The sequence below is a fragment of the Lichenibacterium ramalinae genome (genome assembly GCF_004137085.1).
In the GTDB taxonomy this organism is placed as follows: Bacteria; Pseudomonadota; Alphaproteobacteria; order Rhizobiales; family Beijerinckiaceae; genus Lichenihabitans; species Lichenihabitans ramalinae.
Window position 1 is genome coordinate 58,231 of the sequence record NZ_QYBC01000013.1, and the last position, 20,453, is coordinate 78,683.

21 protein-coding genes are annotated in these 20,453 nt (G+C 69.2%); 8 read left to right on the forward strand and 13 right to left on the reverse strand.

From position 1 onward, the window contains the following. Nucleotides 1-16: 16 nt before the first annotated feature. The gene (locus D3272_RS27375; protein WP_165361379.1) at nucleotides 17-355 is read right to left on the reverse strand and encodes a DUF6883 domain-containing protein; all 339 of its coding nucleotides are present in this window, start codon (nucleotides 353-355) and stop codon (nucleotides 17-19) included. Nucleotides 356-1,009: 654 nt separating this feature from the next. Continuing rightward, the gene (locus D3272_RS15880) at nucleotides 1,010-1,273 is read right to left on the reverse strand and encodes a DUF6471 domain-containing protein (protein WP_129220193.1); all 264 of its coding nucleotides are present in this window, start codon (nucleotides 1,271-1,273) and stop codon (nucleotides 1,010-1,012) included. A gap of 104 nt (nucleotides 1,274-1,377) precedes the next feature. Between D3272_RS15880 and D3272_RS15885 the strand changes: the two genes are divergently transcribed. Then, entirely contained in the window at nucleotides 1,378-2,343 is a 966-nt protein-coding gene (locus D3272_RS15885; RefSeq protein WP_129220194.1) for an IS1595 family transposase, read from the forward strand. Nucleotides 2,344-2,347: 4 nt separating this feature from the next. On the opposite strand, the gene D3272_RS15890 is transcribed toward D3272_RS15885, so the two are convergent. From D3272_RS15890 to D3272_RS15920, 7 genes are all read right to left on the reverse strand, one after another. Next, a complete protein-coding gene (locus tag D3272_RS15890; RefSeq protein WP_129220195.1) occupies nucleotides 2,348-2,854 on the reverse strand; it encodes an ImmA/IrrE family metallo-endopeptidase in 507 nt (168 codons plus the stop codon). 464 nt (nucleotides 2,855-3,318) lie between these two features. After that, the gene (locus tag D3272_RS15895; RefSeq protein ID WP_129220196.1) at nucleotides 3,319-3,747 is read right to left on the reverse strand and encodes a hypothetical protein; all 429 of its coding nucleotides are present in this window, start codon (nucleotides 3,745-3,747) and stop codon (nucleotides 3,319-3,321) included. A gap of 3 nt (nucleotides 3,748-3,750) precedes the next feature. Continuing rightward, the gene (locus D3272_RS15900) at nucleotides 3,751-4,191 is read right to left on the reverse strand and encodes a hypothetical protein (RefSeq protein WP_129220197.1); all 441 of its coding nucleotides are present in this window, start codon (nucleotides 4,189-4,191) and stop codon (nucleotides 3,751-3,753) included. Nucleotides 4,192-4,197: 6 nt separating this feature from the next. Beyond that, on the reverse strand, nucleotides 4,198-5,157 hold the full coding sequence (locus D3272_RS15905) for a hypothetical protein (RefSeq protein ID WP_129220198.1): 960 nt from the start codon (nucleotides 5,155-5,157) through the stop codon (nucleotides 4,198-4,200). Between the two features lie 108 nt (nucleotides 5,158-5,265). Further along, a complete protein-coding gene (locus D3272_RS15910; RefSeq protein WP_129220199.1) occupies nucleotides 5,266-6,294 on the reverse strand; it encodes an alpha/beta hydrolase in 1,029 nt (342 codons plus the stop codon). A gap of 57 nt (nucleotides 6,295-6,351) precedes the next feature. After that, the gene (locus D3272_RS15915) at nucleotides 6,352-9,054 is read right to left on the reverse strand and encodes a hypothetical protein (RefSeq protein ID WP_245496604.1); all 2,703 of its coding nucleotides are present in this window, start codon (nucleotides 9,052-9,054) and stop codon (nucleotides 6,352-6,354) included. 28 nt (nucleotides 9,055-9,082) lie between these two features. Next, on the reverse strand, nucleotides 9,083-9,955 hold the full coding sequence (locus tag D3272_RS15920) for a protein-L-isoaspartate O-methyltransferase family protein (protein ID WP_129220200.1): 873 nt from the start codon (nucleotides 9,953-9,955) through the stop codon (nucleotides 9,083-9,085). A 280-nt stretch (nucleotides 9,956-10,235) separates the two neighbouring features. On the opposite strand from D3272_RS15920, the gene D3272_RS15925 reads away from it, so the two are divergent. The 6 genes from D3272_RS15925 (at nucleotide 10,236) to D3272_RS15950 (ending at nucleotide 15,903) form a co-directional block, all read left to right on the forward strand. Then, nucleotides 10,236-11,615, forward strand: coding sequence for a cytochrome P450 (locus D3272_RS15925; protein WP_129220201.1), 1,380 nt, complete (start codon nucleotides 10,236-10,238; stop codon nucleotides 11,613-11,615). Nucleotides 11,616-11,709: 94 nt separating this feature from the next. After that, nucleotides 11,710-12,060, forward strand: coding sequence for a hypothetical protein (locus tag D3272_RS15930; RefSeq protein WP_129220202.1), 351 nt, complete (start codon nucleotides 11,710-11,712; stop codon nucleotides 12,058-12,060). Nucleotides 12,061-12,128: 68 nt separating this feature from the next. Next, complete coding sequence (gene asnB / locus D3272_RS15935) at nucleotides 12,129-13,901, forward strand: asparagine synthase (glutamine-hydrolyzing) (RefSeq protein ID WP_129220203.1); 1,773 nt, start codon at nucleotides 12,129-12,131, stop codon at nucleotides 13,899-13,901. Nucleotides 13,902-14,023: 122 nt separating this feature from the next. Continuing rightward, complete coding sequence (locus tag D3272_RS15940) at nucleotides 14,024-14,629, forward strand: YceI family protein (protein WP_129220204.1); 606 nt, start codon at nucleotides 14,024-14,026, stop codon at nucleotides 14,627-14,629. Nucleotides 14,630-14,707: 78 nt separating this feature from the next. After that, complete coding sequence (locus D3272_RS15945) at nucleotides 14,708-15,346, forward strand: cytochrome b (RefSeq protein WP_129220205.1); 639 nt, start codon at nucleotides 14,708-14,710, stop codon at nucleotides 15,344-15,346. Then, nucleotides 15,346-15,903, forward strand: a complete 558-nt coding sequence (locus tag D3272_RS15950; protein ID WP_129220206.1) for a YceI family protein — start codon at nucleotides 15,346-15,348, stop codon at nucleotides 15,901-15,903. Before D3272_RS15945 ends, D3272_RS15950 begins: the two co-directional genes overlap by 1 nt. A gap of 43 nt (nucleotides 15,904-15,946) precedes the next feature. On the opposite strand, the gene D3272_RS27380 is transcribed toward D3272_RS15950, so the two are convergent. Beyond that, nucleotides 15,947-16,972, reverse strand: a complete 1,026-nt coding sequence (locus D3272_RS27380) for a lysine-2,3-aminomutase-like protein (protein WP_165361380.1) — start codon at nucleotides 16,970-16,972, stop codon at nucleotides 15,947-15,949. Next, nucleotides 16,969-18,024: an EF-P lysine aminoacylase EpmA gene (epmA, locus tag D3272_RS27385; RefSeq protein ID WP_245496606.1), complete on the reverse strand. Its 1,056-nt coding sequence runs from the start codon at nucleotides 18,022-18,024 to the stop codon at nucleotides 16,969-16,971. The genes D3272_RS27380 and epmA overlap by 4 nt, the downstream gene beginning before the upstream one ends. Nucleotides 18,025-18,141: 117 nt before the next feature. Here epmA and efp point away from each other — a divergent pair, with 117 nt between their 5' ends. Continuing rightward, the gene (efp, locus tag D3272_RS15960; protein ID WP_129220207.1) at nucleotides 18,142-18,708 is read left to right on the forward strand and encodes an elongation factor P; all 567 of its coding nucleotides are present in this window, start codon (nucleotides 18,142-18,144) and stop codon (nucleotides 18,706-18,708) included. A 35-nt stretch (nucleotides 18,709-18,743) separates the two neighbouring features. Here the strand turns inward: efp and D3272_RS15965 are convergent, their stop codons facing one another. Both D3272_RS15965 and argB read right to left on the reverse strand, forming a co-directional pair. Then, nucleotides 18,744-19,478: a pyrimidine 5'-nucleotidase gene (locus D3272_RS15965; protein WP_129220305.1), complete on the reverse strand. Its 735-nt coding sequence runs from the start codon at nucleotides 19,476-19,478 to the stop codon at nucleotides 18,744-18,746. Nucleotides 19,479-19,543: 65 nt separating this feature from the next. Beyond that, complete coding sequence (gene argB / locus D3272_RS15970; RefSeq protein WP_129220208.1) at nucleotides 19,544-20,437, reverse strand: acetylglutamate kinase; 894 nt, start codon at nucleotides 20,435-20,437, stop codon at nucleotides 19,544-19,546. Between the last annotated feature and the right edge of the window lie 16 nt (nucleotides 20,438-20,453).

Consider the following 20,453-nt stretch of genomic DNA (forward strand, 5'->3'; position numbering starts at 1 on the left):
CTGCTACATAGGTCTATCAGTAGGGGTGGGCTGTAAATAATCGCCATTCCGCTGTCCCGTGGTCAATGCCCCATGCTGTCAGCACTTTAGGAGCAAAACCGTTAGGAGTTGCCATGGGACCCAAGCACTGAATTCGGATATCCCACGGCGTATGCTGAGCATTGGCGATTTGAGACGGATCGAAATGGCTTTTCAGCGCCGTCTCAAAAGTGTCGAGGTCAGACGGACTAAAGCCCCATCCAAGGAAGAACTTGGCCTTTGATCCGCCGCCCGGATGGCTTAAATTCAACAGGTAAGAAAGCAGTCTCTGCCTATCAACCTTCAGCTTTACCGGTAGCTGCAATGAGGTGTTCACGCGTTGCCCCCGGTATAGCAGCGACTTTGCTTGCCTCAAGCAACAACAAAGCGTGGAATGGCTCTTCGAACTCTACCGTGTACGCCTCGCCAGCGCCATGCACGGCAACTACCGTGCCTTCGGAGCCAGCCGGCAAATATCCCCTTGGGGCGAGTTCGATGCTCCTGACTAGGCGAACGTCGCTGAGTTCGTCAATCGGAGACGGCCGAAACGGCTCAGCGTTGTAAAACAGTCGGGCGTCCATGGCCAACCCCTTACCCACACGATACCACTGCGGTATCAGCTATGCTGATGGGAGAGCGCGAAACTCGCCCCAAGGCGCATTATGCAGGCCGTATTATATCAGGTGATTCGCGTTTTGCGGCCCATAGACTTCAGGATCGGTCAACCCGGAACGGGGCATGCGACGATGTGTCACAAAACTTGTTCAGAAAATATCCTCGCGTTTACAGTGACTTACTGAGTTTCGGGTTCCTCGGCGCTTTTAATGGTTTTTTGGTTCCCCCGCAGAAAAGTGACAAACCTCTTCCAAAACGGCCAAACTTTTTCAGCCAAGTAGAAAGCTTGAAGAATCAAAGAGTTACAAAATCGGTGTCAATCCGGGCTTCGTGAGAGTTGATCATCAAAAAATTTGATGATTGATGTCCCTGGAGGCTAATCTAAAAGGATGTTCTTAGCCCCAATCGCTGCCATCACCTGCACCATGAACACGGCGGTGAACCGGCCTCGGGCGAGCTTGTTGCGGATGTTCGGCTCATTCTCGGGCACGCCAATCGCGCTCAGGCGTTCGGCTAGTTCCTTGTACCCGATCCCCCGGCGTTTCAGCTCCGCCTTGAGGACGTTTTTGACCTTAGCTTCCCATTGTTCCCCGCCATCGGCTGGCGCGGCTTGTGGGGCTGGGCTCACATTGTCGAGCATGGCATCATCTCCGTAGCGAATGCCATCATACACGATGCTTTTGCCCTTGACTACGATGCAAATATGCCATCATGTGCGATGCATAAGCAGCGCGGACGATGGCAATGGCTCAGCACTTCCTCCTTTCGGCCCAGGCCCGCACCCTCTCCCTAGCCTCGATTTACAAGGCCGGTGAGGACGCCGCTTACGGCACGTTCTGCAAGATGCGCTGGGCCGAGACGGAAGGCGCCCCGGTATGCCCCCGCTGCGGTGGCCTTCGCCACTACGACGTGAAGGGCCGCCGCAGGTTCAAGTGCGCCGCCTGCGCGCATCAGTTTTCAGTCACCTCGGGGACGATCTTCGCCAGCCGCAAGATGGCCTTCGTGGACCTCTGCGCCGCCATCTGCATCAGCGTGAACGCGGTCAAAGGCGTCTCCGCCCTCCAACTCGGCCGGGACATCGACTGCCAGTACAAGACGGCCTTCGTCCTCGCCCACAAGATCCGTGAGGCTCTGGCCTCCGAGGTCGAGGGCATGCAGCTCGCCGGTGAGGTCGAGGTTGACGGCGCCTACTTCGGCGGTAAGGTGCGCCCCGCCAATCACAAGGAGGATCGCCGGGACCGCCGCAAGGCCGAGAACCAGAACGGCGAGCGCCGCGTGGTGATCGCCCTCCGCGAGCGTGACGGGTCCACCAAGACCTTCGTCACCAACACCGAGGCCGAGGGCGTCGCCCTAGCTGTCGAGAACGTGTCGGCCGAGGCGACCGTGTTTGCCGACGAGGCGAAGCACTGGGATGCCCTCCACAGCCGGTTCCCCGCCGTGGGCCGTATCAACCACTCCGAGAGCTACGTCACCGAGGAAGCCAACACCAATCAGGCCGAGTCCTACTTCTCCCGCCTCCGCCGCATGGTGGACGGCCAGCACCACCACGTCTCGGCTCGCTACCTCTATCAGTATGCCGCTGAGGCGGCCTGGAAGGAGAACAACCGTCGTCTCCCCAACGGCGACGCCTTCCGCCGCACGCTGTCCCTGGCGATGGGCTCGCCTGTGTCGCGGCAGTGGAAGGGGTACTGGGAGCGGTCGCAACCATAATCGCTTACCGATAACCATTCCGCACGGCTGACTCGTAGTTCATTTTATAAAGTCGGATTGCCATCGCGTCTCTCGACACATTGAAATATTCGGCAAGCTCTGTAATTGTTTTATATCCATCTTTTTTTGCCTTTTTGATAAGGTCATTTGGCATAAGAATGTCAGCTGCTAATGAGTTAGCTTGGATCTCCACAGCATTGCTCAGCGCATCGGATCGTAGAAGCGCGTCCTCTACAACTCCATCTCCGATAATTTTCTTGTGCAATATGAAGTGTGCTATCTCATGCGCGATGGTGAAACGCCTCCTAGTTTCCGAATGCATTTCGTTGACGTAGATAGCGTAACCACTATCGCCGCCTTCCTCGTCGTCTTTTTTAATCATTCCTGAGACCTTTTCAGGAAGCTCGGTTCTATAAACTTTTAGGCCGAGATCATGCGCGAGCGATACAACCTTGATAGGTGGCCGCTTTTGATGCTCTTCGATAATTCTATCTTGCTCACGAAGCAACATTATAGATCTCCGCTTTCTTCTTTTGCGCCCCTTACATTTGGAAAATTGTCTACTCTTGATGCTCTTCGTCTAACTCCGAATCCTCTTCCTGGGCTCCTAAAAGGAGACCCTTCCTCAAGCTGTTGAAAATACCTCTCGGATATTTCTCTAGCCGTTTTGTCTGCCCGTAATTCTGCTCGCTCAAGGACTGTTTGCATCCCAAGAAAACCCAGCCCAGTAAGAACAACTGCAACTAGGGCGATAACGATCCCTAGTACCGTGACCTCTAGGGAAACCTGCCCCAACATATATGTGTTAGCATCACCGGTAGGAGGCAATGCGTCCTTACGAATCATTGAAAACCAAAGCGCAAAAAGCGCAATGTTTACAATCAGAAGTAAGAAATTACCGATACGGAAAAAATTAGAAAGCGACATCGTTTGGCCCCTGATCAACAGGGACCCCATAGGCAAACTGACCTTTTGTCAAACAGTCGCCCACACCCGCACGCCCTTCCTGATACCCTCGCTCCCGAGCTTCCCCCGCTTCCACTGGAGCGTAAGGGCCTGGACGATGCGGTAAGCGAGGGCCTTGCACAGCACCGGGTCGGAGGCGTCCATTGCCTTCGCCTCGGCTACGCGGCGTGATAGCTCGCGGGTGTCCTGCGGGCCGTGCTCTCTCAGCGATGCGACACAGAGCGCCCATAGCTCGCCCCGGCGGAATAGCCGAGACGTGTCGGTGTAGGCCCGCACGTCGGCGGGATCGTTCGTGGCGAAGATCGCGAGCGTCGCGTTGACGTGGGCGAGATCGCGCCGGGCCTGCTCCGCCTTCTGCTCATAAAGCTTGATCGACGCTTCGATGTCGTTCCGCTTGGCCTTGAGGGTGGCGATGATCTGAGGGGGAGGAAGGGCCATGGCCTATCTCCCGACCGCGAGGCGCCAGAGCGACGCCCCGTCCCGCAGCCCGGCCTTGTCCACGATCCCGCGCCGATCAAAGCGGGCCATCATGGTTCCGACCTTGTGCGTCATGGTGAGGGCAAGGCGCCTATCGTCGTGATCCCAGCCCTGAGACGTGATGACGTGTCGAGCAAGCTCACGAGTGGACAGGGGCTTGGTGGAGGCGTCCATGGCGGCCTTGCAGAGCGCGAACATGTCCGACCGCTTCAGGGCCTTGGTGAGCCCGTGGTAGGCCGTGACAGGGCCTACAGCCGCCGCTGTGGGATCAAACAGCCGAACGGCGCCGACCACGTGAATGAGATCCGCCTTGGCTTCGGCCAGGCGATCGGTCAGGCTATCGATCTGAGCTTCCACCTCGGCCTTCTTGAGAAGGAGCTGGGTGACGACGTGAGGCGTAGACATGCGCCATCATAGGCAATGGCGAAGGCATCGCATAGGTTGATGTTTGTTGCGTTTCCTACATAAGGCCGGATAGTCGAGGGCGTCGAGGTTGCGCACCACCTGCGCCAGCATCCGGGCCTCGCGGAAGAGCGGCACCACCAGCGTGTAGATCGGCAGGGCGCCGTCCGGGACGCGCGCCGCGGGCGAAGCCGGGCGCCGGGCGCCGCTCGCCGCCGCCACGGCGAGGCGCTGCGCCACCGCGGCGGCGAAGAGCGGGAAGAGCAGGACCACGACGACCAGCCATCCTCGCGGCGGGTCCGCCGCCGTGACGAAGGCCATCGACGCGGCCGCGCCCAGCGCCACCGCCTTCTGCACCGGCGTGGCGCCGCCCCGCGCCGAAAGCGCCGCGTCCCAGGCCGCGAGGCCCGAGGCGCTCCGCTGGGCCAGCCCGGCCGCATCGTGGCGGCGCAGCAGCGCTTCGAAACGCCTGGGCGTCGTGATGGCGAAATCATAGGCGCCGGGGTCGGCGGCATGGGCGGCGAGCAGGCCGCGCAGTTCCTCGCCGCGCGGTGCCAGCACGGCATGGAGGTTCGCGGCATTGGGGGCCAGTGTCGCGGCGCCGGAGCGGCCGTGCGGGCCCGGCAGGACACCGCGGCTCAAGGGCAGGGCCCGGTCGAGATAGGGCACGCCGAGGTGCCGGGCGAGCGACCGGAAGTAGCGCGCCTCGGCGAAGCCAAAGCCCAGCAGGGCCGCTTCCCCCGTCACCGCCGCCGCCGCGGCCGCTGTCGCGGCGAGCCGCAGGAGCGACGGCGCGACAGCTTGCGCGAGGAGGAAGTCCAGTTCGGGCGGGAGCGCGTCGCTTCCGGCAAGCAGGCCGAAGGTGTCTCGCAGGCTCCGCGTCGGCGCGGCGGCCCCTGATGCCGCAGCGCGCCGCGCGGTCGCGACGGCAGGGCCGGCATCGGCAGCGAACGGGTCGGCAAAGGCCATGGCGGGCGCCCCGGTTGGACGGCCCGAGCCTAGCGGTTTCCACCACCTGTTGAAAGCGCGGCGAGCGCCCGATGAGCGCCTCGACCACCGCCGACGGTGGCGCCGGCCCTACTCGCTCGCCACCAGGGCGGCGGCGGGGTTGCGGGGGAAGCCGCGCAGGCGCGCCAGGACGGCGGCGAGCGGGTCGCCCCCGAGGGCGGCGGTGACGAAGTCGCCGTGCGGCACCGCATCGCCCGCGTCGACGAAGACCACGCCGCCCGGCGCGATCGCGTCGCCGAGGCTGTCGTCCGAGACCGGCACGCCGCGCGCGGCGAGCCGCCGGCGCAGGGCCTCGTTGCCGGCGCGCGACGACTTGCCGTAGAGGCTGACGAAGACGCCCGGCCCGCGCCGCATCACGAAGTCGGCGAACGTGTCCTCCTCGCCGTAGAGCGCGTCGAGCAGAACGACGCCGCGCACGCGGCGCCCGGCGCCGCCGTAGCGCAGCGCCGCCGCGGCCGGGAGGTAGCCGCCCGAATAGCCCACGAGGATCACCGGCGCCTCGTCGAAGACGAAGGCGGCCCCGGGGCGGCCGTCGAGTTCGGCGAGGCGGCGCGCCGCCTCCTTGAGGAACTGCGCGAAGACGCCCGGCTCCCAGAAGCGTCCAGCACTCGAATCCTTGGCGTCGAGCGCGAATTGCGGCGCCACCAGCACGGCGTTCATGTTGGACTGCGCCAGCTGGCGCGCCACGCCCTGCCGGTCGCGGACGTCGCGGTCGAGCCGGGCCTCGTTGCCGTGCAGGAAGACCACGATGGCGGCCGGCCGGCGCGGGTCGAAGCCCTTCGGGATCGACAGCAGGACGCGCTTCTCGCTGTAGCTCTGGTCTTCCCAGAGGACGCCGTTGCGGGCCGACGAGTGACCCAGGCGGCCGTTGTCGTCCACGTCCATGAAGGGCTTGTCGCGGCCCGGCACCGTCCCGTGGAACGGGAAGGGCGTCGTGTCGAAGGGGACCAGCGCGGTCGCGCCCGCCGAGGGGGCGAGGCCCGCGGTGCGGCGGGCGAGGTTGGCGGCGAGGCTGGGCGGGCTCGGCGTGCAGGCCCCCGCCAGGACGGGCAGGCCGGCGGCGAGCACCAGGACGGAACGGCGGGAAAGGCTGCGCAAGAGGTCCGGACCGTTTCGCTTTCGTGAACGGACCTCGACCATGCGGCGCCTTGGTGACTAAACTTTTAACGGCAGGGGGGTGGCGACCTCGGTGCGCGGCGCCGGCGTCCGGCCCGGTCCCTGGGGCAGCATGACGGCGAAGAAGGCCGGGATCGCCACCAGATAGGCCACGCCGCCGACCGCCAGCACGCTCGACAGGCCGAACGCCGTGGCGATGAGCGGCACGGCGGCGGCCCCCACCACCGAGAAGCAGCCGTTGATGCCCCAGGCCCACAGGAACATGTGCTCCTTGCCGAGCCGCGCCAGCCACGTCATGGCGGTCGGCATGGGGAAGCCCATGAGGAAGGCCGGCGGCGCCACGGTGAGGAAGCAGATGAGCAGGCGCCAGCCGTAGGGCAGCGTGCCGATCAGCACCAGCGCCTGGTCGAGGAAGAGGCCGTAGCCGATCAGGATGGCGCCGATGGCGAGCAGGATGACCGGGAGGGCGGTGCGGGCGCGGCCGAGCAGGCGTTCCGCCGTGAGACTGCCGAGGCCCGAGAAGACCAGCATCGACGTGATGAGGATCGAGGCCGACACGGTCGCGTTGTTCAGCGCCAGCGTGTAGTCGGCGATGAGCCCCACCTCCACGGTGATGTAGCCGAGGCCGAGGCAGGCGAAGTACAGGATGGTGCGGCCCTTGCCGGGCGCGGTGCTGAAGGCGGTGCGCCAGCCGAACACCACCGGGATGACGATCAGCGAGGCCGCCGCGATGGCGGCGATGCCCAGCGTCGCCCAGAGCAGCAGGTAGCCCCATTCGTCCTGCACGATCTCCAGCCGGTCGAGCAGGTTCGGCAGGTCGCGCGGCTTCACGTAGGCGGCGAAATAGGGCCGGTCGTTGGTGAGGGGCCGCGCGTCGAAGACGTAGCGGTCCGCGATGGCGGGCCAGCCGCCGAAGACCAGCGCGTGGAAGGCGAGCCGCCCCATCTGCGTCGAGGGGAGCACCTTCGGGGCCGGGCCGGGCCCATCATCGTCGACCTCCTCGGTTGCCGCCGTCCCGGTCCCGTCCGTGGCGGCCTTGCCGGCCGCCGGGGCGGAGGCGTCCGAGAAGATCGCGTTGCGGTAGTCGGCGAGCAGCTTGTCGGTGGCACCGGCGTCGAAGGGGATGCCGGGCCAGTAAACGTCGTCGAACGACATCGCGTGGGTGTGGTCGCGCAGCGTCGCGATCTCGGCGGGCGTGAAGCCGCCCTTCTTGTACAGCACGGTCGTGGTCGACAGGTAGGACGAGACCGCGAAGAACGCGTTCTCGACCGCTTCGGGCCGGTCGTGCGATGCCGGGTCAGGCGCCACGGCGCGGGCCGCCTCCACCATGGTGCTGTAGAGCTTGAGGATCGACTTGGGCGGCTCCTCCTTGTTCCACAGCGTCACCGACAGGATGCCGCCGGGGCGCAGCGCCCGCATGTAGGTTTCCATCGCCTGGCGGGTGTAGCCGTATTTCTCGACGATGGCGAAGCCGCCCGGCGCCGACAGGCCCGCCGAATCGGCCAGGCTGAGGTCGACGACGTCGTAGGATTCGGGGTGTCCGGCCAGGAACAGGCGGCCGTCGTAGTCGACGACGTGGACGCGCGGGTCGTTCAACACGTCGCCCGTGAAGTCCCGCAGCGTCGGGTCGGTGCGGAAGGCCTTCAGGATGGCGGGGTTCGATTCCGCCACCGTGACGCTCTTCGAGCCGTCCCGCAGCGCCACGTCGGTCGAGATGCCGCCGCCGAACTGGATGACGAACGTGTCGGGGTTCTTGGCGACGAGATAGGGGTAGACCATCGGCAGGAAGCGGAAATAGGCCGTCTCGGCGGGCTTCAGGTCGCGGATGATGCCGCTCGGGCCCTCGCCGTCGATGTAGAGGCCGAGATAGGCATTCTCCGGCACCTGCGGCAGGTTGAAGGCGGCGTTGTCGCTGAGGCCGGGCGCGAAATGCAGGTAGGAGGAGCCGTAGACGGCGATGTCGCCGAAGGGCGAGTAGTCCCGGTAGACGAGGTGGCTGTCGGGGAACTTGCGGGCGTAGGAGATGCCCTTGTAGTCCGAGACCGCCAGCGTGTTCAGCCCGAGGGCCGGCGGCAGCACGGCATGGGCGAGCAGCGCCAGCACGCCGCTCGCCAGCAGGGCGGCGTCGGCCCGCAGCGCGGACCGGCCGGGCGCGACGGCGGAGAACCAGCAGAAGCCTCCGGCGAGCGCCAGGACGATGGGGGTGACGACGAGGTTCTCGGGCGGCAGCAGGTACAGCGTGCCGAGGAAGGCCAGTCCTCCGAGCCCCGCCCCCACGAGGTCGGCGAAATAGACCCGGGCGAAGAACCGGTCCGCCTTGAGGAACACCGTCCCGAGGAACAGCGCCCCCGCCAGGAAGGGCACGAGGTAGAGGCAGAAGTTGGCGGCGAGGCGCCATTTCTGCATGGGGTCTGACAGCAGGAAGATGGCGTTGAACGGCACCTGCTGGGCGAGGAGGTTCGCCGCCACCAGCAGCGGCGCGAAGAGCAGCAGCGACGCCCCGGCGACGCCGCGCCACCGTCGGGCGAAGAAGCCCTTGCCGATGCACATGACGGCGCTCACGAGGCCGAAGGCCAGCATGGCGAGGCTGACGACGAGCGAGCCGAAATGCGCCCACGACCCCACCGAGAAGATCCGCATGATGCAGATCTGCAGCGCGATGACGGCGCCGGCCACGAGGCCGACGCCGAGGTAGAGCGGCAGGCTCGGCGAGAGCGGCGGGTCGGAGATCCTGTCCCTCATGCCGCGGCTCCCGCTCCCCTGGTCTCGATCACTTGTTGTGGTTGCCCTGGATGGCGTCGCCTTCGAGCTTGGTGAAGGGCACGAAGGGCACGACCTTGTTGAAGATATCGGACCGCGCCACCGTGATGGTGCCGTCGGCCGCGACGGTCTTGTCCACCTTGAGGACGCGCTGCGCGCCGGGCGGGCCGACCGGGATCACCATGATGCCGCCGGGCTTGAGTTGCTGGAGGAGCGGCGGCGGGATGTGGTCGATGCCGCACGTCACCACGATCTTGTCGAAGGGGCCGTTCTCGGCCCAGCCGTAATAGCCGTCGGCGTTCTTGGACGAGATGGCCTTGAACTCGTTGTAGCCCTTGGCGGCGAGGTCGTCGTAGGTGGCGCGGGTCCGCTCGGCGAGAGGCTTGATGATCTCGATCGACCAGACCTTGTCGGTCAGGTGGCTGAGGTAGGCGGACTGGTAGCCCGAGCCCGTGCCGATCTCGAGCACCTTCTCGCCGGGCTTGATGTCGAGCGAACTCGTCATGCGGGCCACCGCATGCGGGCCCGAGATGGTGACGCCGTAGCCGATGTCGAGGAAGGCGTGGTCGTAGGCGCGGGACAGGTTGGCGGGGCGGACGAAATGCTCGCGCGGCGTCAGCAGGAAGGCGCGTCCGTCCTTGGCGTCCCAGATGTCCTTGTTGTGCAGCAGGGCCTGGTAGCGGTCCCAGTGCTCGCCGAGGAACTTCGGGTCCTCGCCGCGGTTGGCCACCATCCACTTGATGTAGTCGTCGCGCCCCGTCACCGGCGGCGTCAGGCTGGCATCGTAGGGCTTCGGCACGTCGGCCAGGGCCAGGCCCGGCCGCCACAGCGCCGCCGCTGCCACGAGGCTTCCCGCCCCGATGATGAATGTACGACGATCCAAATCCGCCTCCGAGCGAATGCCGCGCCAGGGCGCGCCGGCGGGACGATGCTGCACCGCGGTTGAATCGACGCTACGGGTGTCGCCTTCCCTTGGCAAGTCGGCTGGCAAGTCGGCAGGGCGGGCAGCTTCGCGGCCGCACCGGGCCGCCGGAGCCGGATTCCGCAGCGACGCCATCGGGTTGAGGGCGCCGGTCGCGTCACCGCCCCCGCGGTCGCGACCGGGCGGACTGCCGGTAGGGTGAACGGCGGGCCGGCGCGACCGCCTGCAGGAGGCGGGCGTCATGGAGCGACAATCTGCGGTGGTGCCGTCCGGCGACGGTCTCGTGACGGTGGACCGGTCCCTCGCCGCCATGCTGGTCGCCATGCTGCGCGACCCGCTCTCGGCCCTGCCGCCCGGCGTCTTCGACGCCCCGCTGGTGATGGAACGGGTCGCCGGGCGCCGGAGGCTGCACCTGCTCGACCCGGCCCTGATCCAGGACGCCCTGGTGCGCCACGCCGACGACCTCGTGAAGACCGACGACATCCGCCGGGTGCTCGGGCCGGCGCTCGGCGAGGGGCTGCTCACCGCCGAGGGCGCGCATTGGCGCTGGCAGCGGCGCGGCGCCGCCCCCGCCTTCGCGGCGGCGCGGCTCGGCGCCTTCCTGCCCGCCATGCTGGCGGCGGCCGAGGCCACGGCGTCGCGCTGGGCGGCACGGGGCGACGGCGCCGTCCTCGACATCGGCCACGAGACCACGGTGACGACCTTCGACATCATCGTCGCCACCATGCTGTCGGGCGGCGCGGGGCTGGACGTGGGACGGGTCGAGCGGAGCGTCGACGACTACCTCGCCCCCACCGCCTGGGTCTTCGCCCTCGGCCTGCTCGGTCTCCCGTCCTGGACCCCCTACCCCGGCCGGCGACGGGCCGCGGCGGCCAAGCGCTTCTTCCGGGGCGCCATGCGGGCGGCGGTGGCGCGGCGGCGGGCCGCCCCGGCGGGGGACGACGACCTCGTGTCGCTGCTGCTCGCCAGCGCGGATCCCGACACCGGGCGCCGCATGACGGACGACGAACTCGCCGACAACATCGCGACCTTCATCGCGGCCGGCCACGAGACCACCGCCAACGGCCTCGCCTGGACCCTGCACCTCCTGTCCCGCCACCCCGCCGAGGAGGAGCGGCTCGTCGCCGAGGTCCGGCGCGTGACGGGCGGCGGCCCGGTGCGGCCCGAGCATGTCGGGCGCCTCCCCTACACGCGGGCCGTCTTCGAGGAAGCCATGCGGCTCTACCCGCCGGCGCCGCTCATCGCCCGCCAGGCCCTGCGCCCCTTCACGCTCGGCCCCGTCCGGGTCGAGGCCGGCACCGCCCTGGTGGTGCCCATCCACGCGCTGCACCGCCATCGCCTGCTGTGGGAGGAGCCCGAGCGCTTCGACCCCGGGCGGTTCTCGCCCGAGCGCGCCGGGGCGCGACACCGCTACAGCTTCATGCCCTTCGGGGCCGGGCCGCGGATCTGCATCGGGGCCGGGTTCGCCACGCTCGAAGCGGTGGCGATCCTGGCGGTGCTGCTGGGGCGCTTCCGCCTCGACAGCCTCGGCGGTCCCGAACCGCGCCCCGCCATGCGGGTGACGCTGCGGCCGGCGACGCCGATCCGCCTGCGGCTGCGGGCCAGGGACGGCGGGCCGTGACGGCGGACCTGACGGTGGGAGGTGACGGTGGCCCGCCCCGCCCTTCCCCTCCGTCCGCCGCCGTGCTTCGGTTCCGCCGAGCGGAGGGATGCAGATGCGGCGCACGACGACGGTGGCGATGGGTCTGGGTGTGGTTCTGGCGACCGGCCCCGCCCTCGCCGACTACAACAAGGGCCAGGAGCTGATGATCCTGATGCTGCATTCCGCCGTGCTGGCCGAGGCGCACTGCCCCTACCGGGTCGACGATCGCAAGATGCAGGGCTTCCTGTCGCGCAAGGGGCTGACGCGCGGCGACCTGACCTCCGGGCGCTTCTCGCCGCTGCTGCAGGAGGACATGGCGGCCGACACGCAGCGCTACGACGGCGACGCGGCCGCGGCCTGCGATCAGGCCTGGGCCTCCTTCGGCCCGCAAAGCCCGCTCGGCGGCCTGCTCCGCGCCAAGTAGCGGGGGTTCCCCTGCCCGGCCGCCTCCGCTAACCCGGGGCGGGCGAGGACGAGGAGCCGGGGGATCCCATGTGCGGCATTGCCGGGATGATGATGCGGGGCGGCGCCGCCGTCCCGCGCGAGCGCCTCGCCGCCATGGGTCGGGCCGTCGCGCATCGCGGGCCGGACGGCGCGCACGACCATGTGGCCGGGGACGTCGGGTTCCACCACGCGCGTCTCGCCATCATCGACCTCGCCACCGGCGACCAGCCGCTGCACGACGGCGCCGGGCGCGCCCTGGTGGTCAACGGCGAGATCTACAATTACGTCGAGCTCCGCGCCGCCCTGCCGGGCGTGCCGTGGCGGACGCAGGGCGACTGCGAGCCGCTCCTGGCCCTCTACGACCGCCACGGGCTCGACTTCCTCGCCGAGGTCCGGGGCATGTTCGCCCTGGCCCTGCACGACCCCGGGCGGGGCCGCGTCGTGCTGGCGCGCGACCCCTTCGGCATCAAGCCGCTCTATTACGCGGCCGACCCCGACGGCCTGCTCTTCGCGTCGGAACCCCAGGCCATCGTGGCGGCACGCCGCGCGGCTTCGGGCGCCAACCATCAGGCCATCCGGCCGGAAGCCGCCCACGAACTGCTGCAGCTGCAGTTCACCACGGGGCGCGACACGATCTTCGCCGGCATCGCCCGCGTGCTGCCGGGCGAGATCCTGGTGGTCGAGGGCGGCGAGATCGTCGAGCGGCGCCGGGCCCCGCCGGTGCTGCCCGAAACGGTGCGGCGCCAGCCCGAGCGGGCCGCGCTCGCCGCCATCGACCGCGTGGTGATGGACAGCGTCGCGCTGCACGAGCGCTCCGACGTGCCCTACGGCCTGTTCCTGTCGAGCGGCATCGATTCCGCGACGGTGCTGACCGCCATGACGCGGCTCGACGCCGCCCCGGTGCGCTCCTACACGGCCGCCTTCCCGGAGACGGGCGTGCACGACGAGCGCGAGACGGCCGCCGCCATGGCCCGGGCCGCGGGGGCCCGCCACACCGAGCTGCCCATCACGGCCGAAGCCTTCTTCGCCCGCCTGCCCGAGATCGCCGCCTGCCTCGACGACCCCGTGGCGGATTACGCCGTGGTGCCGAACTTCCTCCTGGCCGAACGGGCCGCCGAGGACGTCAAGGTCGTGCTCTGCGGCGTCGGCGGCGACGAGATCTTCGCCGGCTACAGCCGCTACCGGCGCCAGGCCCTGCCGCGCTGGCTCGGCGGACGGCCGCGCCGCCGCAAGGGCCCCTGCGACGGGCTCGACCTGTTCCGGACGCCCATGGCGGGATGGCGCGACGGCATCGCGGCCGCCGAGGCCGAAACCGCCACCCACGCCTTCAACGGGTTGCAGCGCGCCCAGGCGCTCGACTTCGCCGACTGGCTGCCCCATTCCGTCCTGGTGGCGGTGGACCGATGCCTGATGCATTTCGGCCTCGAAGGGCGGACACCGCTGCTCGACCGGGCGGTGGCGGATTTCGGCTTCGCGCTGCCGAACGGGCTGAAGCTGCGGGGCGGTCAGGGCAAGTACCTGCTGCGCCGCTGGCTGGCCGACGCCAACCCCACCGCCAAACCCTTCGCCAAGAAGCTCGGCTTCACCGTGCCGGTCGGCGAATGGATCGCGCGCGACGGCGCGCGGCTCGGCGACCTCGTGGCGCGCGAGCCCGGCATCGCCGAACTCTGCCGCCCGGCGACGGTGCGCCAGGTCTTCGTCAGCCCCGACAAGGCCCACCGCCTGCTGGCCTGGCGCCTGCTCTTCTTCGCGCTCTGGCATCGCCGCCACATCCGCGGCCTGGCGCCCGACGGTGGCACGCTGGCCTGCCTCGACGGCTGACCTATCGAAATTCTCGATGGCCGCTGCCGAAGTTTTGCCGGTTTCGCCCCGGAACCATCGAGGCTAGACCGAAGCGCCAGTGGCGGCCGTGCCGCCACGCCCATCGACAAGGTGCCCCGTCCATGAAGACGATCCTCCTCGCCTCCGCGCTGCTCGCCGCCGCGGCCCTCCCGTCCTTCGCCCAGGGCCTCGTCACCGACGGCGCCAAGGTCGAGGCCGGCACCTACACGATCGAGCCCGAGCACACCCGCGTGCGGTTCGACGTGTCGCATTTCGGCTTCACCAAGTATGACGGCGAGTTCCGCAAGGTTTCGGGCACCATGACGCTCGACCCCGCCAAGCCGGACGCCTCGAAGGTCGACATCACCATCGCGACGAACAGCGTCATGGTGCCCAACGCCAAGCTCAAGGAGGAGCTCGACGGCGCCCAGTGGCTCGACGCCGCGAAGTTCCCCGAGATCACCTTCAAGTCCACCAAGGTCGTCGCCACCGGCGCCGACACGGCCGACGTGACCGGCGACTTCACCCTCCACGGCGTCACCAAGCCCCTGACCCTCAAGGTCAAGTTGAACGGCGCCGGCGTCAACATGGTGAACAAGCACTATACCAGCGGCTTCGAGGCCAAGGGCACGATCAAGCGGGCCGACTTCGGCGTGAAGACCTACGTGCCGATGGTCAGCGACGCCGTCGACCTCGACATCGACGCCGCCTTCGAGAAGACCAAGTAAGCGACCAAGACCAAGCCAGCGACCGCATCCGCCCCGGCCGGCCCGTGCCGGCCGGGGACCCGCCCGGGAGGCCCCGCCATGACCGCAACCGCCGTCCCCTCCCGTGCCGCCCCGCGGCGTGGCGCCTCGCCACGCTACGGCTGGGTGGCGATCGCGCTGCACTGGACCATCGGCCTCGGCATCCTGGCCATGCTGGCCATGGGCCTCGCCATGGTGCATGCGCCGCTGGCGCCCCTGATGAAGTTCAAGCTCTACCAGCTCCACAAGTCGGTCGGCATCACGGTCCTGGCCGCCGCCCTGCTGCGCCTGCTGTGGCGCTTCACCCACCGCCCGCCTGCCCTGCCGGGCCACATGCCGGCCTGGGAGAAGGGCGCCGCCGAAGGCACGCACCTGCTGCTATACGGGCTGATGATCGGCATGCCGCTCGTCGGCTGGGCGCTGGTGTCGGTCGCGCCGCTGAACATCCCGACGGTGCTGTACGGCGTCCTGCCCTGGCCCCACATCCCCGTCACAGCCTGGTTCGGCTGGAGCAAGGCGCAGGCCGCGCCGGTGCTGGGCTTCCTCCATGCCTACGGCGCCTATGCGCTGATCGCCCTCGTCCTGCTCCATGCCGGCGCGGCGCTGGGCCACCACCTCGTGCTGCGCGACGACGTGCTGCGCCGCATGATCCCCGGGCTGCCGTGGTTCGGCCGCCGCTCCACCGAGAGGCTCCCCTGATGCGATCGACCTTCGCCGCCGCCGCCCTGCTCCTCGCCATCGCCGGCTCCGCCGAGGCCGCCACCTGGACGGTGGACCCGGCCAAGAGCCGGCTCGGCTTCTCGGGCGCCCAGACCGGCGCACCCTTCACGGGGCGCTTCAAGACCTGGACGGCGGCGATCGACTTCGACCCGGCCCATCCCGAGTCCGGCCACGTCCTCGCCACCGTCGACACGGCCAGCGCCACCACCGACGACCCGCAGAAGGACGAGGCCCTGCCGGGCAGCGACTGGTTCGACGCCGCAGGCTTCGCCAAGGCCACCTTCGAGGCCACGGGCTTCGTGCCCAAGGGCGGCGACAGCTACGAGACCGCCGGCAAGCTGACGCTGCGCGGCGTCGGCAAGGACGTGGTGCTGCCCTTCACCCTCACGATCGCCGGCGACCAGGCCCATGCCGTCGGCCACGCCAAGCTGGTCCGCACGGATTTCGGCGTCGGCCAGGGCAGTTGGGCGTCGGCAGACTATGTGGCGCTCGACGTGACGGTCGACCTCGACCTCGTCGCCACCCGCAAGCCCTGACGGGCGGCGGGCGCCGCCGCCGTCCGGAGGCGCGGGCCGCGCTTCAGCCCTCGTAGGCGTGGGACGCGCCCCAGGGGTCCGTGACGGCGCCGTCGGCGATGTAGCCGGGCCCCACCGGCACCTTGCCGTGGCCGCCCGGGATGTCGAGCACGTAGGTGGGCTGGCACAGGCCCGACACCCGCCCGCGCAGCGCCCGCATCAGCGCCTGGCCTTCCGCCAGCGGCACCCGCAGGTGCGCGGTGCCGGGCGCGAGGTCGCCGTGGTGCAGGTAATAGGGGCGGATCCTGAGTTCCACGAAGGCGCGCATCAGCGTCGCCAGCGTTTCGGCATCGTCGTTGACGCCGCGCAGCAGCACGGTCTGGCTGACCAGCGCCAGTCCCGCGTCGAGGAGGCGCCCGCAGGCCTCGCGGGCGGCGGCCGTCAGCTCGCGCGGGTGGTTGCAGTGCAGCCCCACATAGGTGGTCTTGCCCGAAGCGCCGAGGGCCGCCACCAGCTCCGGCGTCACGGCCTCGGGCGTCACCACCGGCACGCGCGTGTGGAAGCGCACGATCCTGACATGCGGCATGGCGGCGAGCCGCGCCATGACGTCGGCGATGCGCCGGGGCGACAGCGCGAGCGGGTCGCCGCCCGTGAGGATGACCTCCCAGATCGCCGGCTGGCCCGCGATGTAGTCCAGCGCCGCCGCGATCCGGTCGGGCGGCAGCACGGCGTCGGCGCCGGGCCCCACCCGCTCGCGGCGGAAGCAGAACCGGCAATAGACCGGGCAGACGTAGAGCAATGTCAGCAACGCCCGGTCCGGGTAGCGGTGCACGATGCCCGGCACGGGGCTGTGGGCGGCGTCGCCGATCGGGTCCTCGAGTTCCTCGGGGCGCCGGTCGAGCTCCGCCGGGCGCGGCACGAACTGGCGGGCGATGGGGTCGGCAGGGTCGGCGGGGTCGATCAGCGCCGCCATGGCGGGCGACACCGCGACGGCGTAGCGCTCCGCCACCGGGGCCAGCGCGGCCGCCTCGGCGACGCCGATCAGGCCGGCACCGGCGAGGTCGGCGGGCGTGCGGAGGGTGGCGCTCACGCGTCCGCCACCGGCAGCCACAGCACGTCCTCGATGCGCGGCGCCCCGGCCGCCAGCATCACCAGCCGGTCGAAGCCGAGCGCGATGCCGCTGGCCTCGGGCATGGCGGCCAGGGCGGCGAGGAAATCCTCGTCGAGCGGGTAGGCCTCCTGGCCTCGCGCGGCCCGGCCCGCCATGGCGGCGACGAAGCGACGGCGCTGCTCGGCGGCGTCGGTGAGTTCGCCGAAGCCGTTGGCGAGCTCGACGCCGCAGCAGTAGAGCTCGAAACGCTCCGCCGTGCGCGGATCGCCGGGGCTCGGCCGCGCCAGGGCCGCCTCGGGCGCCGGATAGCGGTCGAGCAGGGTCGGGCGGCCGAGCCCGAGGTGCGGCTCGACGCAGGCGCTGAGCACCCGGCTGAAGACGTCCGACCAGCTGTCGTCCTCGGCGACCCGCAGGCCGGCGCGCACGGCGCCCGCCGCGAGGGCGTCGCGGTCGGGCTCCGGCCCCGCGAGGGTCGCCGGCAGGTCGATGCCGGCGTGGCGGGCGAAGGCTTCCGCCACGTCGAGCCGCTCGGGCGCGGCGAAGGGGTCGCAGCTGCGGCCCCGGTGGTGCCAGAGCCGGGACCCTGCGGCCTCGGCGGCGGCGGCGAGCAGCGCGCCGCAGTCCCGCATCAGCGCCTCGTAGGGCTCGGCCGCCCGGTACCATTCCAGCATGGTGAACTCGGGGTGGTGGGTGGCGCTGCGCTCGCCGTTGCGGAACACCCGCGCCAGCGTGAAGAGCCGCGGTTCACCCGCCGCCAGCAGCTTCTTCATGGCGAATTCCGGCGACGTGTGGAGGTAGCGCCGCCGCGGCGCGGCGTCGGGGCCCACGAGGTCGGTCGCGAAGGCCTCGAGATGGGCCTCGTTGCCGGGCGACACCTGCAGGACCGGCGTCTCGACCTCCAGGAAGTCCCGGGCGGCAAACCAGGCCCGCAGCGCCGCGGCGATGCGGCCGCGCGCCAGCAGGAAGGGGCGCCGGTCGGCATAGACGTGCGGCGACCAGGCGGGGGACGGGGACGGCGAGGCGGAGGACAAGCGCTGGGGACTCGAGACTCTGGTCAAATGGGACGAAATCGCTATGGTGCCGGCCGATTGCGCGTCCGGCTGAAACACGCCCGGACCGCTTAGCAATTTTTCGAAGGTCAATCACCCGTGAGAGTCATCGCCAGCTCGGTTCGCAAGGGCAACATCCTCGAGAAGGACGGGCAGCTCTACGCCGTCCTCAGCGCCGAGTCCTTCCACCCCGGCAAGGGCACCCCCACCACGCAGATCGACATGCGGCGCATCAGCGACGGCGTGAAGGTGTCGGACCGCTACAAGACCACCGAGCAGGTCGAGCGCGCCCACGTCGAGGACATGAACTTCTCGTTCCTGTACCAGGACGCCGACGGCTTCACCTTCATGAACGAGGAGAACTTCGAGCAGGTGGTGGTGCCGGCCGACGTGCTCGGCACGCAGGCGCAGTATCTCCAGGAAGGCATGAAGGTCCAGCTGTCGATCTTCAACGAGACCGCCGTCTCCGCCACCCTGCCCCAGCGCGTCACCTTCGAGGTGGTGGAAACCGAGCCCGCCATGAAGGGCCAGACGGCGTCCTCCTCCTACAAGCCCGCCAAGCTGTCCAACGGCGCCCGCGCCATGGTGCCGCCCCACATCCAGCCCGGCACCCGCATCGTCATCCAGACGGAAGACGGCAGCTACGTCGAGCGCGCCAAGGACTGACATGCCGGGCCTTCTCCCGCCCGCGGGAGAAGGCGCTACGTCCCCCGCACGATCCCGAGTTCGAGCCCCACCAGAAAGGCCGCGAGGTCGTCGGTGGCGGCGTCGACGTGGGACGCATCCGCGCCGAGGCGCTCCCAGGGCTCGCGCCCGTCCTCGGCCGTGGTCGGCGGCACCACCAGCACGGTCGCCATGCCGCGAGCATGCGGCACCACGAGGTTCTTGCCGAGGTCCTCGAACATCGCGGCGCGGCGCGGGTCGACGTCGTGGAGGAGGAAGAACCGCTCGTAGGCGGCGGCCTCGGGCTTGGGGACGAGGTCGGCCGACACGATGTCGAAGACCGCCTCGAAGCCCCCGGCGGCGAAGCCGAGCCGTTCCGTGGTCCGCAGCGCGTGGTCCTTCGAGCCGTTGGTGAGGATCAGCTTGCGCCCCGGCAGCGCCGCCACGGCCTCGACCAGCGCGGGATTGGGGGCGAGCGACGAGCGGTCGATGTCGTGCACGAAGGACAGGAAGGCCTCGGGCGCGACGGCGTGGTCCTCCATCAGGCCCTTCAGCGTCGTGCCGTAGCGGCGGTAGTAATATTTCTGCAGGCCGCGCGCCGTCAGGCCGTCGATCCCCATGAGGTCGGCGAGCCACCGGGTGATGCGCTCGTCGATCGCCGGCCAGACCGCGCTGCCGGCCGGGTAGAGCGTGTTGTCGAGGTCGAACACCCAGGTGTCGACGTGGGCGAAGCGGGCCCGGACCGACGCCGGAAGCCGCGGCCTCGACGCCAGGACCCGCTCGGCGGCCTCGGCACCGTCCAGCACGTCCCGGACGGCGGCGTCTGCGGGCTGTTCCGTCACCGGGTGATGAGCGTCCCGGCGCCGTGGTCCGTCAGCAGTTCGAGCAGCACCGAATGCGGCACCTTGCCGTCGAGGATCACCACGCCCTCGACGCCCTGCTCCAACGCGTAGATGCAGGTCTCGACCTTGGGGATCATGCCGCCCGTGATGGTGCCGTCGGCGATGAGCTCGCGGATGGCGTCGACCGACAGTTCCTTGATGAGCGTCTTGTCCTTGTCGAGGACGCCCGGGACATCGGTGAGCAGCAGCAGGCGCTTGGCCTTGAGGGCGCCCGCGATGGCGCCCGCGAAGGTGTCGGCGTTGACGTTGTAGGTGGCGCCGTCGCTGCCCTGCGCCACCGGGGCCAGCACGGGGATAAGTTCGCGGCCCAGCACCTGGTCGAGCACCGTGGTGTCGACCCGGGACGGGTCGCCGACGAAGCCGAGGTCGACGCCGTGGTCGCCGTCGCTGCCGGCATCGGCCGGCACCTCGTATTTGGTCGCCGTGACCATGTTGCCGTCCTTGCCGCAGAGCCCGATGGCCCGGCCGCCCTCGGCGTTGATGAAGCCGACGATCTGCTTGTTGATGGAGCCGCAGAGCACCATCTCGACGATCTCGATCGTGGGCTTGTCGGTGACCCGGAGCCCGTTCGAGAACTGCGACTGGATGCCGAGCTTCTTCAGCATGGCGCCGATCTGCGGGCCGCCGCCGTGGACCACCACGGGGTTCACGCCCGACTGTTCGAGCAGCACCATGTCGCGCGCGAAGGAGCGCGCCGTGGCCTCGTCGCCCATGGCATGGCCGCCGTATTTCACCACCACGATGGCGTCGTCGTAGCGCAGCATGTGGGGCAGCGCCTGGGTGAGGATCTCGGCGCGTTCCGCCGGGCTGCCCTTTTCCACGTCCGTCATGGTTCACAGATCCGTC

Coding starts and splice junctions, on each gene's coding strand:
- D3272_RS15880 (WP_129220193.1), bottom strand. CDS start 1,273: ATGCTCGACAATGTGAGCCCAGCCCCACAAGCCGCGCCAGCCGATGGC.
- D3272_RS15885 (WP_129220194.1), top strand. CDS start 1,378: ATGGCTCAGCACTTCCTCCTTTCGGCCCAGGCCCGCACCCTCTCCCTA.
- D3272_RS15890 (WP_129220195.1), bottom strand. CDS start 2,854: ATGTTGCTTCGTGAGCAAGATAGAATTATCGAAGAGCATCAAAAGCGG.
- D3272_RS15895 (WP_129220196.1), bottom strand. CDS start 3,747: ATGGCCCTTCCTCCCCCTCAGATCATCGCCACCCTCAAGGCCAAGCGG.
- D3272_RS15900 (WP_129220197.1), bottom strand. CDS start 4,191: ATGTCTACGCCTCACGTCGTCACCCAGCTCCTTCTCAAGAAGGCCGAG.
- D3272_RS15905 (WP_129220198.1), bottom strand. CDS start 5,157: ATGGCCTTTGCCGACCCGTTCGCTGCCGATGCCGGCCCTGCCGTCGCG.
- D3272_RS15915 (WP_245496604.1), bottom strand. CDS start 9,054: ATGAGGGACAGGATCTCCGACCCGCCGCTCTCGCCGAGCCTGCCGCTC.
- D3272_RS15925 (WP_129220201.1), top strand. CDS start 10,236: ATGGAGCGACAATCTGCGGTGGTGCCGTCCGGCGACGGTCTCGTGACG.
- D3272_RS15930 (WP_129220202.1), top strand. CDS start 11,710: ATGCGGCGCACGACGACGGTGGCGATGGGTCTGGGTGTGGTTCTGGCG.
- asnB (WP_129220203.1), top strand. CDS start 12,129: ATGTGCGGCATTGCCGGGATGATGATGCGGGGCGGCGCCGCCGTCCCG.
- D3272_RS15940 (WP_129220204.1), top strand. CDS start 14,024: ATGAAGACGATCCTCCTCGCCTCCGCGCTGCTCGCCGCCGCGGCCCTC.
- D3272_RS15945 (WP_129220205.1), top strand. CDS start 14,708: ATGACCGCAACCGCCGTCCCCTCCCGTGCCGCCCCGCGGCGTGGCGCC.
- D3272_RS15950 (WP_129220206.1), top strand. CDS start 15,346: ATGCGATCGACCTTCGCCGCCGCCGCCCTGCTCCTCGCCATCGCCGGC.
- argB (WP_129220208.1), bottom strand. CDS start 20,437: ATGACGGACGTGGAAAAGGGCAGCCCGGCGGAACGCGCCGAGATCCTC.